The organism is Aequitasia blattaphilus, assembly GCF_024721305.1.
Lineage (GTDB): Bacteria > Bacillota > Clostridia > Lachnospirales > Lachnospiraceae > Aequitasia > Aequitasia blattaphila.
In genome coordinates this window covers 177,163-193,199 of sequence record NZ_JAMXOD010000004.1, presented here as the reverse complement: position 1 = coordinate 193,199, position 16,037 = coordinate 177,163, and the positions used below count along the sequence as shown (strand labels likewise).

Below are 16,037 nucleotides of genomic sequence, written 5' to 3'. Positions count from 1 at the left end.
TTTAAATAATCCTTTTAAACATTTTTTCGATGTCTCTTTTTGTCATAGACACAATTGTTGGACGTCCATGTGGGCAGTGATAAGGGTTGTCCAATTCAAGAAGCTCGCTGATTAACTGATCAACCTCGTTTTTAGACAGAAGCACATTTCCTTTTACAGCAGCTTTACAAGACATGGATGCGATTTTTTCATCCAATATATCTGGTGTCAATTTTTGATTAAAATCATCAGATAGGGAGTCAATCATTTCCATTAACAAATCTTTTTTTGCAATACTGTAAAGGTTACCAGGAACGCCTCTTACAGTAAAAGCATCCTGACCAAAATCTTCAATTTCATATCCAATTCTTTCAAAGGCCTCCAAGTTCTTTCGCAGAAGGTCTGCTTCTTTCATCGAGAGCTGCAAAATAATAGGGGGCTGAATCATTTGAGAAGTATGATCCTTTTCCTTAAGCTGCATCATGATTTTTTCATACAATACTCGTTCGTGGGCAGCATGTTGATCGATGATATATAGCTTTTCATCTTTTTCAATCATCCAATAGGTTTCAAATGCTTGGCCAATCAAACGATAGGTTGTTTTAACATCTCGTTTCAATAATTTTTCTTCAAAAAGATCGAGCTGAACTGGAGCACTTGGGGTGTCTTTTGGTGACACTGCTGGCACTACAGAAGGAGTCTCCTCTTTTGGTTTTTCATGATAAGCAGAAACACGCTTTTTCATTTCTTCCAGATAGTAATTCAAGTTTGGAGATGGCTTTTCCTCTTTCACAATATTGGGTTGTGAGGTAACCGGTGTAGAATAGGCTGGTACTTTTTCTATCATAGGCTTTACAGAAGGCTCCACAACAGGAATCAGTTCCTTTTCATGTAAAGCAGTGCTAATGCCCTCATAGATGCCATCGTAAATCTCGCTGGAGTTGGAAAAGCGCACTTCCATCTTTGTGGGATGGACATTGACATCGACTGCCTCTTTATTCACTTCAATATTCAAAACAACAAAAGGGAAACGATGGAGCATTGTAAAGTCTTTGTATGCATCTTCAATTGCTTTTGAAATGATATGGTTTTTGATATATCTTCCATTTAAGAAAAATGTCTCATAGCTGCGGTTCCCTTTTGTGATTTCTGGCTTCCCGGCAAATCCGGATATGGAAATCCGGCCATTATCAAAGGATACCGGGAGCAAATTAGTGGCAATTTCCCGGCCATACATATGGTAGATCGTATCCTTTAGATTTCCGTTTCCGGCAGTATGAAGCTTTGTCTGATTATTGTTCAGAAAATGAAAAGAAACCTCAGGATGGGACAAGGCAAGTCTTGAAATAACCTCAGAAATATGACCGGCTTCTGTCATTGCTGTTTTTAAAAATTTCCTTCTGGCAGGTGTATTATAAAATATTTGACGAATCTCGAAGGTAGTGCCGTTGGGCGCACCTGTTTCAGAAAAATCCACTTCTACTCCGCCGTGAATCTGATAGCGAATTGCGAAATCCTGTGTCTTTGGTTTGCTCACCATCTCTACCTGGGATACTGCTGAAATACTGGAGAGTGCTTCACCACGAAAGCCTAGTGAAGAAATGGAGTTCAAATCAGCTTCCGTTCTGATTTTACTGGTGGAATGGCGCAAAAAAGCTTTTCGCACATCCTCACGTGAAATACCTTCTCCGTTATCCGCTATACGAATATAGGAAATACCACCATCATTGATTTCTACAATAATGGAGCTGGCATTTGCATCGATGGCATTTTCCAATAATTCTTTTACAATAGACGCAGGTCGTTCTACTACTTCACCGGCGGCTATTTTATCAATTGTAAGTTGATCCAAAACGTTAATTTGATTCATAATCCCACCTGTTCTTTAACTTGTTTTGTAATTGAAAAAGTGTGTTTAGGGCTTCGAGAGGTGTTAAGTTTGATATTTCCAGTTCTTCGATTTCTTTTAAAACATCATCATCTTTTATGGTGTCAAAAAGTGACATTTGAGCAAGATCCACCTCATCATAATATACTTTTTTCTGGGTTCTCTTTTTCCCGGATATTTCAATGTCTTTTATTTTATTTGTAATATCTGCATGATCCAATTCTTCCACAATGACTTTTGCCCGTTCGATTACAGTGGTTGGAACACCGGCCAGTTTTGCTACCTGGATTCCATAACTTTTATCAGCTCCACCTTTTACAATTTTCCGGAGAAAAACAATATCATCGCCTTTTTCTTTTACGGCGATACAGTAATTGTTTACATTTTCGATTTTTCCTTCTAGTTCTGTTAATTCATGGTAATGGGTTGCAAACAATGTTTTTGCACCGAGAAGTTTTGAATCACTGATGTGTTCAATTACAGCCCAGGCTATACTTAAACCATCAAAGGTACTGGTTCCCCGTCCAATTTCATCAAGAATCAATAAACTTTTCCCAGTTGCATTTCTGAGAATATTTGCAACCTCGTTCATTTCAATCATAAAAGTACTTTGCCCGGAAGCCAAATCATCAGAAGCTCCTACCCGGGTGAAAATACGGTCTACTAAGCCAATATTTGCTTTTGCAGCAGGCACAAAGGAACCAATCTGAGCCATTAATACAATAAGAGCAGTTTGTCTCATATAAGTTGATTTACCTGCCATATTTGGTCCGGTAATAACAGAAATCCGATCCTTTTTATCGTTTAAGAAGGTATCATTCGTCACAAAGGAACCACTTGGAATCATTTTTTCTACGACAGGGTGTCGTCCTTCTTTTATATCTATGATACCTCTTTCATTTAAAGAGGGTTTTACATAGTTGTTTTTTTCAGCCACGTAAGCCAGGGATGCAAGCACGTCAAGTGTTGCGATAATTCCTGCCGTCTTTTGAATACGACGGACTTCATCAGAAATGGTTTGCCGTATCCCGGCAAAGAGTTCATATTCTAATGCGTAGAGTTTGTCCTCGGCGTTTAGAATGGTATCTTCTAATTCTTTCAGCTCGGGAATAATATAACGCTCAGCATTTGCAAGAGTTTGCTTTCGAGTATAGTAATCTGGAACCATATCTTTAAAGGAATTGGTTACTTCAAGATAATATCCGAAAACCTTATTGTACTTTATACGCAAATTTTTAATTCCTGTTTTTTCCCGCTCTTTATTTTCCAGTTCAACCAGCCATTCTTTCCCTTTTGTTTTGGCACTTCTTAAGGTGTCGACCTCGCTGTGGTATCCCTCCTTAATTATATTTCCTTCTTTCATAGCAAGAGGGGGATCCTCTTGTATCGCGTCATAAATCAAGGTATATAAGTCCTCCAGAGGATCTAAGGTATCATGGAGTGTCTTCAAAAGAGGACTTGTAAACTCGTCCATAACAGTTTTGATATGAGGAAGCATACGAAGGGAGCTTAAGAATGCAATTAAATCCCTGGGATTTGCAGACTGATAGGTTACCTTACTAAGAAGACGCTCTAAGTCATAAACAGGGTTTAAATATTCACGAATTTCTTCTCGTTCGAAAACTTGATTTTTAAGTTCCTCAACGGCTAGTAATCGTTCGTTAATCTTAGATTTTTCAAGAAGAGGCTGTTCGATTTGTTTGCGAAGAGCTCTTGCTCCCATGGCAGTTTTGGTTTTGTCCAAAACCCATAAAAGGCTGCCTCTTTTTTGTTTTTCTCTTATGGTTTCTGTCAGCTCCAGATTTCGTCTTGCCACGTTATCTAAGATCATATGACGACCAGATGAATAGATTCGAAGCTCTGAAATATGAGAAAGAGAATTCTTTTGTGTTTCCCGAAGATAAGAAAAGAGGCTTCCTGAGGCGATAAGACCGCAATCTAAATCTTCTAAACCAAGAGCTGTTGTGCTGCTTGCATGAAAATGCTCTAACAAGACCTTTTTACAAATATCTTCATCAAAATACCAGGTATCCAAGGTGGCAATGGAGAGCTGAATTCTGCTTTTCAGGTCATCAATATCCAATCCGCTCATGTAGAAGGAATCGTTACATATGATTTCAGCAGGCGCATATTTTAAAATTTCATCTAATACTTTTTCGGGATTATCCAATTCTGTTACCAGGAACTCTCCTGTTGTTACATCGGATATGGCAATTCCAAAGCGCTCCGTCATGTAAACAATACACATAAGGTAATTATTTTTTGTTTCATCCAACACCTTTGTATCCAGATTGGTTCCTGGAGTTACAATTCGTACGACTTCTCGTCTGACAAGACCTTTTGTTGTCTTGGGGTCTTCTACTTGTTCGCAGATTGCAACTTTATAGCCTTTGGATACAAGCCGGTTTAAGTAGCCATCTACAGAATGATAAGGAACTCCACACATAGGAGCCCTTTCTTCCAGTCCGCAACTTTTTCCGGTCAGTGTGATTTCTAATTCCTTTGAGGCAGTTAAAGCATCCTCGAAAAACATTTCATAAAAGTCTCCCAGTCGATAAAATAAGATACAGTCCGGGTTTTCTTTTTTTGTGTTCATATATTGCTGCATCATTGGGGTTAATTCAGCCAAAATAATCTCCTTTACACTATTTCTCCAGCATAATAAAAGCCTTTGCATTCTGTAAGTTTCACATTAATCAGTTCACCGATTAAGTCTTGATTTCCTTTAAAGTGAACCAATAGATTATTACTAAGCCTTCCGGTCATGAGGGTGGGGTCTTGTTGGTTTACGTCTTCCACTAAAACCTCCATCACTTTTCCTTCATGAATTTTCGTGACTTCCGCAGATATTTTCTGTACTTCTTTTAATAAACGGTCAAATCGATTTTTGACTACATCTTGGGACACTTGATCCGGGAGAGCTGCAGCCGGTGTTCCCGTTCTTTTTGAGTAAATAAAGGTAAACGCTGAGTCGTAGCGCACTTTTTTTACGATATCCATAGTCTCTTCGAAATCTTCTTCGGTTTCCTCAGGGAATCCTACAATAATGTCTGTTGTTAATGACAAATCAGGGATGGCAGCTTTTAGCTTTGATACCAGCTCAAGATAACCTTCCTTCGTATATTTTCGATTCATTTTCTTTAAAATCTGATTGCTCCCTGCTTGCACTGGAAGGTGAAGATGTTTGCAAATCTTTTTTGAGTTCTTCATTACAGCAATGAGTTCATCGGACAAGTCCTTTGGATGAGAAGTCATAAACCGAATGCGTTTTAAGCCATCAATTTTCTCGATTTCCTGTAAAAGCTGTGCAAAGCTCATAGGCTCTTCTAAGTTCTTACCATAGGAGTTTACATTTTGTCCCAGAAGCATGACCTCTACCACGCCGTCTGCAACTAATGCTTGGATTTCTTTTATAATGTCTTTGCTTTTTCTGCTTCTCTCCCGTCCTCTTACGTAGGGAACAATGCAGTAACTACAGAAATTATTACATCCAAACATAATATTGACACCGGATTTAAAAGAGTATTTTCGTTCTGAAGGCAGATCCTCCACAATATTATTGGTATCCTCCCATATATCAATGACGGAGCTCTTTGATTCCAGGCGGTTCACAATTAACTCAGCCAGTTTATATACATTGTGGGTGCCAAAAATAAGATCTACATAGGAATAGCTTTGACGTAGTTTTTCAACTACGTTTTCTTCCTGCATCATGCAGCCACACAGACCAATCATCATATTTGAATTTTTCTTCTTCAATGGTTTTAATCGTCCTAAGCGGCCGTACACTTTTGTGTTGGCATTTTCTCTTACGGTACAGGTATTAAAGATAACAAAGTCTGAATCTTCATCTTCTCCTTTTACGTATCCAATTTCTTCTAAGATTCCCTCGAGCTTTTCGGCATCTCGAGCATTCATCTGACAACCGAAATTTACAACCTTATGAGTCAAAGGGCGTCCCAGCTTCTGGGATAAGGCTGTAATATAGCTCTTTGCTTTTTTTATGTAATAATACTGTCTTTGTGGCTCTTCTATTGGTGCTTCGCTATTTAAGTCAATATTTTCAATTTTGTCATGTAGTTCTTTATTGTATGACATCGCTTTATTTTTTCCTTCCTAAACAAACTGATTTCTTTTCTTATCGTATTGGTAATCTATACTGTTTAAGGTATTCTCCAATTCCGTCTTTTCAATCGACATATCTTCACACAAATCATCTAAAGTGGAATAAAAATCCCGTAATTTTGTATTGATAACACTTAACAAAATAACAGGGTCTGTAGGTAGTTTCATTATCATATTAATCTCCTATCTGTTACAATGTAATCCATAGGAACATCATAAGACTCTTTTGGGAGCGTGGCAAGAAGCTGGAAATCATATGCAATTCCAGCTTTTGTAAGCGTATTATGTTCCTTTAAATACTGGTCATAATAACCCATTCCATAACCTAAACGGTGCTTTTTCAGGTCAAAGGCTAAACCTGGGACTAAAACGAATCCATTTTCTTCCCTGGGAACATCCCGATTATTTGGCTCACGTACTTGAAAATTTCCGATAGTTAAATCATCAAATCCTGTAAAACGGTGAAACTTCATGGTCTTACCATAGGTTTTAGGAAGCCATACTGTTTTATTTTGTTTCATGGAAATTTGTATTAAATTTGTTGTAAGAACTTCGTTACGCATATCACAGTAAAGATAAATATTATTCGTATTGATAAATTCTTTTAAAGTAAGAATTTTTGCTGTAATCTCTGCACTGCTTTGTAACATAAAGTCCTTGGAGAGCTCCCCGCGTTTTTTCAATAAGAGCGCTCTAATTTCCCTTTTTGTCTCCATACTTTTCTCCAAGATGTGTGATACTCCCGTCCTTTTCTTTAATGGATATATTATGAAGATGATTTTTCAGATTCCCTTTCACACTTTCAATATATTCTTTCCGTAAAATTTGCTGTTCCTTTTGTTCCTCTACCGAGAGTTTACCTTCTTTTGATTTTTTATATAATTCATTAATGCGTTTGATTTTTTTTTCGTCCATAGAATCCTCTTTTTTTTATACTATCTATATAGATGTAATTTTTTTGCGATTTTCACTAAGGTGCGTCCCTTAGGCATTGCATTCATTTCTTCTTGAGTGATTCCACCAAGTAATACCAGTGAAATGCTATAGGTACTTACGGCAACCAGGCAAGCAATCAGAGTTGCCAGCTTACCAGGGATAAATAATTCGATCACTAAATGTATGAGGAATGTAACAACTCCCATAATAAGTGATGCAATACCTGGAATAATAACTGCTCTTTTAAGCTCTTGTACGTACCCGATACAATGCTTAATAGAACGACTATTAAAGATGCTTAATGCCAAAGAAAAAATAATACGTCCCCAAATAACCGAATAGATTCCCCATTTAAATACGATTAGCATAAGACATAAACTGGCAATATAAATAATAAGGGCAATTACTGAGTTTTTCACTGGCAGCAGCATCTCGTCTAGTCCAATTAAGATAGAGGTTGTAATATTTCCCAGACAGAAAAAAATCACACTGACTGCACCTAGATGAAGCATACTGCCCGCCAAGGTATTATCCGAAGTAAAAAGTAAATCTAGTATAGGACGTGCCAGGACAAAGAGACCTACGGCACTTGGAATTGCAATCATCATATTAAAGCGTATGCTAGCATCGATTTTCTGAAAAACAGGCTTTTTCTTTCCTTCCTGCATTGCAGCTACAAGGCTGGGAATAAAGGAGGAAGATACTGCCATGGAAACCGACAAAGGAACAAGAGTTATTGTTACGTATTTTCCACTGAATTCACCTAGGATTTTAGCAAATTCCCGTTTTGGTACACCTTGAGCGGCCATCACACCGTTGTAGATGGCAACATCTAAAATATCGCTGATACTATTGATTGCCGAACTTAAAATAACAGGGGTTATGGTTAGTATTAATGCAATAAAAAGACTTTTGTAAGATTCTGTCTTTTTCGTTACGTCCTTTTGCATTTTCCTTTTGTAGTATTTTTTGTAGCTAAAGAAAATTAGAGCCATAAAAACAAGGGCAAAGAAAGCACCCATTACTGTTCCAAGTGTACCACCAGTGGCTCCATATGCATAAGCAAGGGAAGGGTTATTTTGTTCTTTACCAAGGGCTGTTCCTGCTTTAAATAGCAGATAAGCTCCGGAAATACTGACAACTGCATTTACAATTTGTTCAATGACTTGGGAGATTGCCGTTGGAACCATAGAGCCCATTCCTTGAAAAAAACCACGTATTACACCAAGCAATGCAACAATCACGATGCAGGGTGCTAAAACACGAAGGGAATAAGCGGCCATGGCCATATTCATAACGTAAGACGAAAGAAATCCTGCGCCAAAAAACAAAAACAGAGTCGTGAGCCCGCCCACGACTAAAGCAAAGAAAAGTGCTCCTAAGAATACCTTGTATGCATTTTTATACTGTCTTTTTGCTACACGTGCTGACACAAGCTTTGAAACAGCCAATGGCAGACTGTAAGATGTGAGCGTTAGAGCGACGACATAGATTCCGTATGCAACGGAGTAATATCCCATCCCCTCTGGTCCGATAATATTATTTAATGGAACCCGGTAAACAAGTCCAATGATTTTTGTGATGATTCCTGCGATTGCTAAAATAGAACCTTGTAATAAAAAGTTGTTTCCTTTTGACTTATTTGTATTGCTCATTCTTCACTCCACTATCTACTAATTTTCAAATATTCCATAATGGCTTTTTGAATCCGTTCCATTGTTTCTTTTTCATCTTCTTCCATATGGTCATATCCAACTAAGTGTAACACAGAATGAACGATTAGAAAAGCGTATTCTCGCAGGGGGCTGTGACCATATTCATCCCCTTGTGACAGAACTTTTTCTTTTGATATTACGATGTCACCCAGAATTAATTCTTTGGTTTCAGGGTTTAAATCAAAGGTTGAGACATCCGAGAAATCACCTGGAACTTCAAAATCAATTGCAGGAAAAGACAAAACATCAGTTGCCTTATCTATATTTCTATGTTCCTGATTGATTTCACGTATTTCATTATTCATGGTTAATAATAGATTTACCTCGGCATCATATGGAGACTCCAGATAACGTAATGTTCCTTGTATAACGGTTTCAGCAATTGATAAAGATTCAAAAGGGAGCTTCGTGTCCCCGGTCTCATCGTAGTATAGTGTCATAGTCGTTTCCTCTTCCTCTGTCCTCTTCCCTTTTCTTTCTTTTCGAAATCTTCATAAGCTTTTACGATTTTCTGCACCAAGGGATGTCTTACGACATCTTTACTGCTTAATTGACAGATACCAATGTCATCAATTTTACCAACAATATTTACGGCTACATCTAGTCCGGAAGCTTGTCCTTTCGGTAAATCTTTCTGGGTTGCATCACCAGTGACAACAACTTTTGAGCCAAACCCAATACGGGTTAAAAACATCTTCATCTGCGCTGGGGTGGTATTTTGTGCCTCGTCTAAAATAATAAATGCGTTGTCCAGAGTTCTTCCTCTCATATAAGCTAAGGGAGCTACTTCTATTAGACCCTTTTCCGAGTTCTTAATAAAGCTCTCTGCCCCCATAATCTGATAGAGTGCATCATATAATGGGCGTAAATAGGGATCGATTTTACTTTGTAAATCACCAGGAAGAAATCCTAGCTTTTCACCGGCTTCAATAGCAGGTCTGGTTAATATAATCCGACTTACCTCATTTGTTTTAAATGCTGCAATAGCCATAGCCATAGCAAGGTAAGTTTTACCGGTTCCGGCAGGTCCGATTCCAAAAGTAATCATGTTTTTTCGTATGGAATCGATGTATTTTTTTTGACCAAATGTTTTCGGTTTAATGGGTCTTCCCTGAAGGGTATGGTTCACAACATCTTTATCAATTTCAACCAAATCGGCATTACTATTTTCTAAAACAAGAGACAATGCATAATCGACATTCTGTTCCGTAATGTCATTCCCGCGTTTTGCAAGATCAACCAGAGCTTGTAATACTTTTTTTGCCCCCTCAACTTGAGGCGGGTTTCCCATAAGTTTCACATGGTTGTCTCTGGATATTAATGTAACATGAAGTGTTCTTTCGATTTTTTTTGCATATAAATCCTGTATTCCAAAAACATTACTTTCATATTCTGAAGGTATTTCTATTACTGCTTCCATTGTATTCATAAAAAAATCTCCTTAAAGTGGTATGTATAACATATACATTTTACCATCTTTAGGAGAAATTTCCACGTTTATTTTATTATGAGTGTACAGGTAATGGCTGAATCATATAATACTAATATTTGCTTTATTGGGGATAAGGCAATAAACGAAGTTATTTAGTGTGCTTACAACAAACGACATACACAATGAAACAGCCATTTATGGAGTGAAATCCATTCCTTTGTACAGGTATAATTTATCATGGTATGAAAGTGCATGTACTAACCTTTTGAAGAAAAAATTCTAAAAAACACTACCCTTTTGGGTACCAAATGTCTTTTTAATCATGATATTATAAGTCTAGAGGTGATTGTATGGCAGAACATATTTTAATTAAAGAAAAGGTTGAAGCATTATTAACGACTGGACTGCAGAGTCCATTGATTACAGTTGTGGCTCCTCCGGGATACGGCAAAACTACTGTGGTTCGAGAGTATATATCGCGACTATCTACTCCATGCATATGGATAAATATAACAGAATTAGAAAATGATATCGATTTTTTCTGGAATACTTTTTCTCGTGCTCTGATTGGTAGTTTTCCAGGAGTTGCGTCTGTTTTGAAAAACATATCCATGCCGGTGAATATAGAAGATTTCACTCAATTTTATCACCTTTTGCGTTCCTGTAGCAAGGAGCAAATCGAAATTACAGTGATCTATGACAATTATGAAATCTTAACCAATAGAGATATCCTTCAATTTATCAACCGCTGTATTAAACTTGACACCTTTGAGAAGGCATTTATTCCCCATCATATATTACTCAGCTGTGAGCGGCTCTCTTCCTACAAAAATCCATTTTATGATGATTATAAAAATCCGGGATCTTATACAAGAATAACAGCAAATGATTTGGCTTTTGATTATGAAGATGCAAAAAAATATATGGAAATAAATAACTATGTACTTGATGGGAGATTTTTAGATGAGGTTCTCAAAAAAACAGATGGCTGGCCGATTTTTTTGGATATGCTTTGCGAAACAATGGATGAAAATAAAACGTATATGATCTTATTTGAACTGTTTGAAAACCATTATTATGGAAACTATAGTCAGGAGATACAGATTGCCTTGATTAAATGCTCCCTCTTTTCTTCCTTTTCATTAGGACTAATGAAGCAGATTCTTCCAAATCCGTCAGAAGAGACTCTTTCGGAAATTTCATTGAATATACTGGTAGATTTTAACTTCAACACAGAGGTTTTTACGTTTCATAAAGTCTATCACACCTTTCTAAAGGGGAAATTGATTGTTTTAAGTGAGGAAGACAGAAGAAACATCTTAAATGCTGCTGCTGAATGGTATTTTAAATGCAAAAAATATGAAGAGGCAATGGAAATGTTTATGAAAGTTGAAAACCACGAGGGCTTTTTAAAAACATTACCTCTTGTATCACTCGACCGTTCTTCTTATACATTATCTAAAGACTTACAAAGTTTTTACGGTTCCACTCCTCAGGAATTATTGGAGGATAATTTATGGATTGATTTTTATCTGGCGCAAACATATGTAACCTGTGGACAAATAGATTATGCTAAAGGAATGTTTTTAGCTTTGCTGAAAACCGTAGAAAAGAAAAAGAATCCTTGCAAGAAGCTAGTTGTGGAAATATACTGTATGCTGGCTGATATCAGCTTGATTAAGAATAACACAATGGCTATGGAATACATAAATTGTGCTCTTAATGAATGGGAAGAGAATATTTTGATTGGCAATCGAACCCTTGCAAATTTTGATGAAAATCCAGTTTTCTATCTTCCAAGTGATGGAAGTAAAAATGTGGAGGAAATGATTGATTATATTCATACTTTTGTCAAACTAAGAGATAAAATACGTGTGAATTGTAATTATGGTTTCGAACATCTATTTGAAGCAGAGGCCTATTATTACACAAAGGAATTTAATAAATGCAAAGTGGCAGCAAGACTTGCAATAAGTAAATCTGTTTTAACGAAGCAGTTCGATATTACGATGCAAGCTCACTATATTTTAGCTCTTATTGCGCTGTGTGAGAAAAACTACGAGGGTGTTGTACAGGAAACGAATTTATTAAATACGTATGTATCCGGAGACCAAAATTTGTCACTCTCAAAATTGAAAGAACTCTTAAATGCTGGAATTTACTTTCAAGTTGATGATGAGAATAAGGTGGCTGATTGGATTAAAGAAGGAGAATTTGAATCGTATAAAGAGTATCCAATTCGCAATGGGCGGAATTATTTCTTTAGTGCACTTTATAATATGCATATAAGCAACTATACAAAAAGTGCCTCTATGCTCTTCCACCTTGAGCCACTCTTCGGGCAAAGAGGCCTCTTTATTTTGAAAATATATTACCATGTCATCAGTGCAATTTATTTTATGCAGGAACAGGAAAAAGAAAAAGCGGTAGAACATTTTCTCAAGACCTATAATTACGTATATGAAAATAAAATTGTGATGCCTATAGTAGAATTTGGGAATCAAATTGTTCCCACTCTTTATTACGTTAAACAAAGAACAGATTTAGACATTGACTTGGAGTGGGTAAAAGAATTAGAAGTTCAAGCAAAAAGACATGAAGACAGCCGACAATATATTCGAAGTGCATATAAAAGCGCTAAAAGAAAAATTGGAAGCAACACCTTCGCCCTGACAAAAAGAGAACGCGTTGTTTTAAATCTCCTATCCCAAGGGTTTACAAGAAACGAAATTGCAGAACAACTAGGCATTTCTCTTAATGGAGTAAAAAAATTTATTAATAACATTTACATTAAACTAGGTGCTAAAAATAGAGCCGACGCAATCTACATTGCGGTACAAAATCACATCATATGATACCAAGACTTTCAAAGTCATGCTTGCATACGCGTATGCAGAAGCATGACCTTGAAAGTCGCAAAAACATGAGGAAGTAGCCCGATCGGGCGGATTCCGAATGTTTTTAGGATTGTGAGAGCACGAAGTGGGAAACAATCCGTAGGTATCATAATAGAAAAGGAGGTATTGTAGAACTTACTACAACGCCTCCTCTTCTATTTATTTATGGTACGGTTGATTATGAATGATACGATAGCTACGATAAATCTGTTCCAAAAGTATGACCCTCATCATCTGGTGAGGAAATGTCATATCTGAAAAACTAAGAGAATAGTCCGCCCGTTTTAAGACCGTCTCGCTAAGCCCTATTGATCCACCAATTACAAAGCATATATGGCTGCATCCACTAATTCCAAGAGAATTGATTTTCTTAGATAATTCCTCAGAAGACAGTTTATATCCTTCGATTGCAAGAGCAATCACGTAAGAATCCTCTCGAATCAATCGAAGAATACGCTCACCCTCTTTTTCCCGAATCTTATTTTCAACAGCCTCACTTGCCTGATCAGGAGTTTTTTCATCCGGAACCTCAAGAACCTCCAGTTTACAGTATTTTTGAAGTCTTTTTGAATATTCAGCTATCCCATCTTTCCAATATTTTTCTTTTATTTTTCCGACGGTTATAAGGGTTATTTTCATTCGTCTTATTTGCCTGAAAGAGCCTCATCAATACCCTTTGCCCCTGCTCTTCCAGCTCCCATAGCAAGAATAACAGTTGCGGCACCTGTAACAGCATCTCCGCCTGCGTACACAAGAGCTTTAGATGTTGCACCATTTTCTTCATCTGCAACGATACATTTTCTGCGGTTTGTTTCAAGTCCTGTTGTAGTGGAAGCGATTAATGGGTTTGGTGAAGTACCAAGAGACATAATCACTGTGTCTAATTCGATTTCGAATTCTGATCCAGGGATTTCTACAGGTCTTCTTCTTCCAGAAGCATCTGGTTCGCCAAGTTCCATACGAATACAGCTCATTCCCTTTACCCAGCCTTTGTCATCAACAAGAATCTCAGTTGGATTAGTCAATAAATCAAAGATAATACCCTCTTCTTTTGCATGGTGAACTTCTTCTACTCTGGCAGGAAGTTCTTCTTCACTACGACGGTACACTACATGAACCTCTGCGCCTAGGCGAAGGGCGGTTCTGGCAGCATCCATTGCAACGTTTCCACCACCAACTACTGCCACTTTTTTTCCAGCAGATATTGGAGTATCATAAGAATCATCAAATGCCTTCATCAAGTTACTTCTTGTTAAATACTCATTTGCAGAAAATACACCATTTGCTGTTTCGCCTGGAATTCCCATAAACATAGGAAGACCTGCTCCGGAACCAATAAATACAGCTTCAAATCCTTCTTCTTCCATAAGTTGATCGATGGTAGTAGATTTTCCGATTACAACATTTGTTTCAAATTTTACGCCAAGACTTTTTACCTTGTCGATTTCTTTTTGTACTACTTTTTGCTTTGGTAAACGGAACTCAGGAATGCCGTAAACCAAAACTCCACCAAGCTCATGTAAAGCTTCAAAAACAGTAACTTCATAGCCCATCTTTGCAAGATCGCCGGCACAAGTTAATCCAGCAGGACCAGATCCGATTACAGCAACCTTATGTCCGTTTTTATTTTCAGGTGTCTTAGGGTTAATGTTGTTTTTCAATGCATAATCGGCAACAAATCTTTCTAATTTACCGATGGATACAGCATCTCCCTTTATACCACGAACACATTTCGCTTCACACTGTGACTCCTGAGGACAAACACGTCCACATACTGCAGGCAAAGCAGATGATTCACTAATTACATCATAGGCACCTTTGATGTCACCATCTTTTACCTTCATAACAAAACCAGGAATATTAATCGACACCGGGCACCCTTGAATACATCTTGCATTCTTACAGTTTAGGCATCTGGTTGCTTCGTCCATAGCTTCTTCTTGATTATATCCATAACATACTTCTTCAAAGTTTCTTGCTCTTTCAGCAGGATCCTGCTCACGCACAGGCGTGCTCTTTAATATATCAGCCATTATTCATCACCTCCACAATTTCCACATCCACCATGGTGGGTATCGCCTTCTTTTAGCTTAAGCATTGCACGGCCTTCCTGTGTTTTGTAGAGTGCCTGTCTTTGCATTGATTCATCAAAATCCACTAAATGTCCATCGAACTCAGGTCCGTCTACACAGGCAAATTTCACTTCGTCACCTACGTGTAACCGACAAGCTCCACACATCCCGGTTCCATCAACCATAATTGGATTCATACTAACGATGGTAGGGATTTCAAGTTTTTTTGTAAGGAGACAGACGAATTTCATCATGATCATCGGACCAATTGCCACACATACATCATACTTTTTGCCTTCATTTACTAAAGCTTCTATTTTTGTCGTAACCATTCCACTATGACCATAAGAACCGTCATCTGTACATGGATAATAGTTTCCTGCAACGGCTTTCATCTCATCCTGCAAGATCAGCATATCCTTTGTCTTGGAACCGATGATAACATCAACATCAACATCAACACCTTGTTCTTTTAACCACTTTACCTGAGGGTAAACAGGCGCGGCCCCAACACCACCACCTACAAAGAGTATTTTCTTCTTTTTCAACTCTTCTAAATCTTCGTGGACAAACTCTGATGCAACACCAAGAGGTCCAACGAAATCTCTGAAGTAATCTCCTTCTTTTAATGACGCCATTCTTTCAGTTGAAGCTCCTACTGTTTGCAAAACAATTGTAACAGTCCCTGCTTCTCTGTCATAGTCACAAATAGTTAAGGGAATACGTTCCCCTTTTTCATCAATTTTAACAATCACAAATTGACCCGGTTGACAGTGCCTAGCTACACGGGGTGCTTCTACGTCCATCAGATAAATCAGGTCGGCCAATTTTTCGGCTTTGACTATCTTGTACATCCTTTCTCCTCCTAAATTCAAATATTCTTTATACATCATACTGGATTTATGTGAAAATATCAACAAATTACGCGAAAAATAAGTGAGTATCCTCGAAACAAAAACTTTGCTTCAATAGATACTCACTTTTTTTTGAAAA

The 16,037-nt window shown here is 37.6% G+C and carries 13 protein-coding genes; 1 reads left to right on the top strand and 12 read right to left on the bottom strand.

From position 1 onward, the window contains the following. Position 1: 1 nt before the first annotated feature. Genes mutL through NHH15_RS04525 form a run of 9 tightly spaced genes read right to left on the bottom strand, consistent with a single transcriptional unit; the run spans position 2 to position 10,072 of the window. The gene (mutL, locus tag NHH15_RS04565; RefSeq protein WP_262065469.1) at positions 2-1,849 is read right to left on the bottom strand and encodes a DNA mismatch repair endonuclease MutL; all 1,848 of its coding nucleotides are present in this window, start codon (positions 1,847-1,849) and stop codon (positions 2-4) included. After that, positions 1,836-4,496, bottom strand: a complete 2,661-nt coding sequence (mutS, locus tag NHH15_RS04560) for a DNA mismatch repair protein MutS (protein ID WP_330639148.1) — start codon at positions 4,494-4,496, stop codon at positions 1,836-1,838. Before mutS ends, mutL begins: the two co-directional genes overlap by 14 nt. A gap of 11 nt (positions 4,497-4,507) precedes the next feature. After that, a complete protein-coding gene (gene miaB / locus NHH15_RS04555) occupies positions 4,508-5,965 on the bottom strand; it encodes a tRNA (N6-isopentenyl adenosine(37)-C2)-methylthiotransferase MiaB (RefSeq protein ID WP_262065468.1) in 1,458 nt (485 codons plus the stop codon). An 18-nt stretch (positions 5,966-5,983) separates the two neighbouring features. Next, on the bottom strand, positions 5,984-6,166 hold the full coding sequence (locus NHH15_RS04550; protein ID WP_262065467.1) for a DUF4250 domain-containing protein: 183 nt from the start codon (positions 6,164-6,166) through the stop codon (positions 5,984-5,986). Further along, complete coding sequence (locus NHH15_RS04545; protein ID WP_262065466.1) at positions 6,163-6,708, bottom strand: 5-formyltetrahydrofolate cyclo-ligase; 546 nt, start codon at positions 6,706-6,708, stop codon at positions 6,163-6,165. Before NHH15_RS04545 ends, NHH15_RS04550 begins: the two co-directional genes overlap by 4 nt. Continuing rightward, positions 6,686-6,907 (bottom strand): DUF896 domain-containing protein, encoded by a 222-nt coding sequence (locus tag NHH15_RS04540; RefSeq protein WP_262065465.1) that lies wholly within the window; start codon positions 6,905-6,907, stop codon positions 6,686-6,688. The genes NHH15_RS04545 and NHH15_RS04540 overlap by 23 nt, the downstream gene beginning before the upstream one ends. Before the next feature lie 20 nt (positions 6,908-6,927). Beyond that, entirely contained in the window at positions 6,928-8,583 is a 1,656-nt protein-coding gene (locus NHH15_RS04535) for a putative polysaccharide biosynthesis protein (RefSeq protein ID WP_262065464.1), read from the bottom strand. 11 nt (positions 8,584-8,594) lie between these two features. Beyond that, entirely contained in the window at positions 8,595-9,083 is a 489-nt protein-coding gene (gene ybeY / locus NHH15_RS04530) for an rRNA maturation RNase YbeY (protein ID WP_262065463.1), read from the bottom strand. Next, positions 9,080-10,072: a PhoH family protein gene (locus NHH15_RS04525; RefSeq protein ID WP_262065462.1), complete on the bottom strand. Its 993-nt coding sequence runs from the start codon at positions 10,070-10,072 to the stop codon at positions 9,080-9,082. Before NHH15_RS04525 ends, ybeY begins: the two co-directional genes overlap by 4 nt. A gap of 353 nt (positions 10,073-10,425) precedes the next feature. Here NHH15_RS04525 and NHH15_RS04520 point away from each other — a divergent pair, with 353 nt between their 5' ends. Continuing rightward, positions 10,426-12,930, top strand: a complete 2,505-nt coding sequence (locus tag NHH15_RS04520) for a helix-turn-helix transcriptional regulator (protein WP_262065461.1) — start codon at positions 10,426-10,428, stop codon at positions 12,928-12,930. A 201-nt stretch (positions 12,931-13,131) separates the two neighbouring features. On the opposite strand, the gene rlmH is transcribed toward NHH15_RS04520, so the two are convergent. From rlmH to NHH15_RS04505, 3 genes are read right to left on the bottom strand one after another with little or no spacing between them, the layout of a single operon-like run. Then, positions 13,132-13,611: a 23S rRNA (pseudouridine(1915)-N(3))-methyltransferase RlmH gene (gene rlmH / locus NHH15_RS04515; protein ID WP_262065460.1), complete on the bottom strand. Its 480-nt coding sequence runs from the start codon at positions 13,609-13,611 to the stop codon at positions 13,132-13,134. A 5-nt stretch (positions 13,612-13,616) separates the two neighbouring features. Next, positions 13,617-15,005, bottom strand: coding sequence for an NADPH-dependent glutamate synthase (gene gltA, locus NHH15_RS04510; protein ID WP_262065459.1), 1,389 nt, complete (start codon positions 15,003-15,005; stop codon positions 13,617-13,619). Next, positions 15,005-15,898, bottom strand: a complete 894-nt coding sequence (locus NHH15_RS04505; protein WP_262065458.1) for a sulfide/dihydroorotate dehydrogenase-like FAD/NAD-binding protein — start codon at positions 15,896-15,898, stop codon at positions 15,005-15,007. Before NHH15_RS04505 ends, gltA begins: the two co-directional genes overlap by 1 nt. Positions 15,899-16,037 lie beyond the last annotated feature (139 nt).

Excerpts from the sequence above, each read along its gene's own strand:
- NHH15_RS04550 (WP_262065467.1), bottom strand. The coding sequence starts at position 6,166 with ATGATAATGAAACTACCTACAGACCCTGTTATTTTGTTAAGTGTTATC.
- gltA (WP_262065459.1), bottom strand. The coding sequence starts at position 15,005 with ATGGCTGATATATTAAAGAGCACGCCTGTGCGTGAGCAGGATCCTGCT.
- ybeY (WP_262065463.1), bottom strand. The coding sequence starts at position 9,083 with ATGACACTATACTACGATGAGACCGGGGACACGAAGCTCCCTTTTGAA.
- rlmH (WP_262065460.1), bottom strand. The coding sequence starts at position 13,611 with ATGAAAATAACCCTTATAACCGTCGGAAAAATAAAAGAAAAATATTGG.
- NHH15_RS04520 (WP_262065461.1), top strand. The coding sequence starts at position 10,426 with ATGGCAGAACATATTTTAATTAAAGAAAAGGTTGAAGCATTATTAACG.
- miaB (WP_262065468.1), bottom strand. The coding sequence starts at position 5,965 with ATGTCATACAATAAAGAACTACATGACAAAATTGAAAATATTGACTTA.
- NHH15_RS04505 (WP_262065458.1), bottom strand. The coding sequence starts at position 15,898 with ATGTACAAGATAGTCAAAGCCGAAAAATTGGCCGACCTGATTTATCTG.
- NHH15_RS04535 (WP_262065464.1), bottom strand. The coding sequence starts at position 8,583 with ATGAGCAATACAAATAAGTCAAAAGGAAACAACTTTTTATTACAAGGT.
- NHH15_RS04525 (WP_262065462.1), bottom strand. The coding sequence starts at position 10,072 with ATGAATACAATGGAAGCAGTAATAGAAATACCTTCAGAATATGAAAGT.
- mutL (WP_262065469.1), bottom strand. The coding sequence starts at position 1,849 with ATGAATCAAATTAACGTTTTGGATCAACTTACAATTGATAAAATAGCC.
- NHH15_RS04545 (WP_262065466.1), bottom strand. The coding sequence starts at position 6,708 with ATGGAGACAAAAAGGGAAATTAGAGCGCTCTTATTGAAAAAACGCGGG.
- NHH15_RS04540 (WP_262065465.1), bottom strand. The coding sequence starts at position 6,907 with ATGGACGAAAAAAAAATCAAACGCATTAATGAATTATATAAAAAATCA.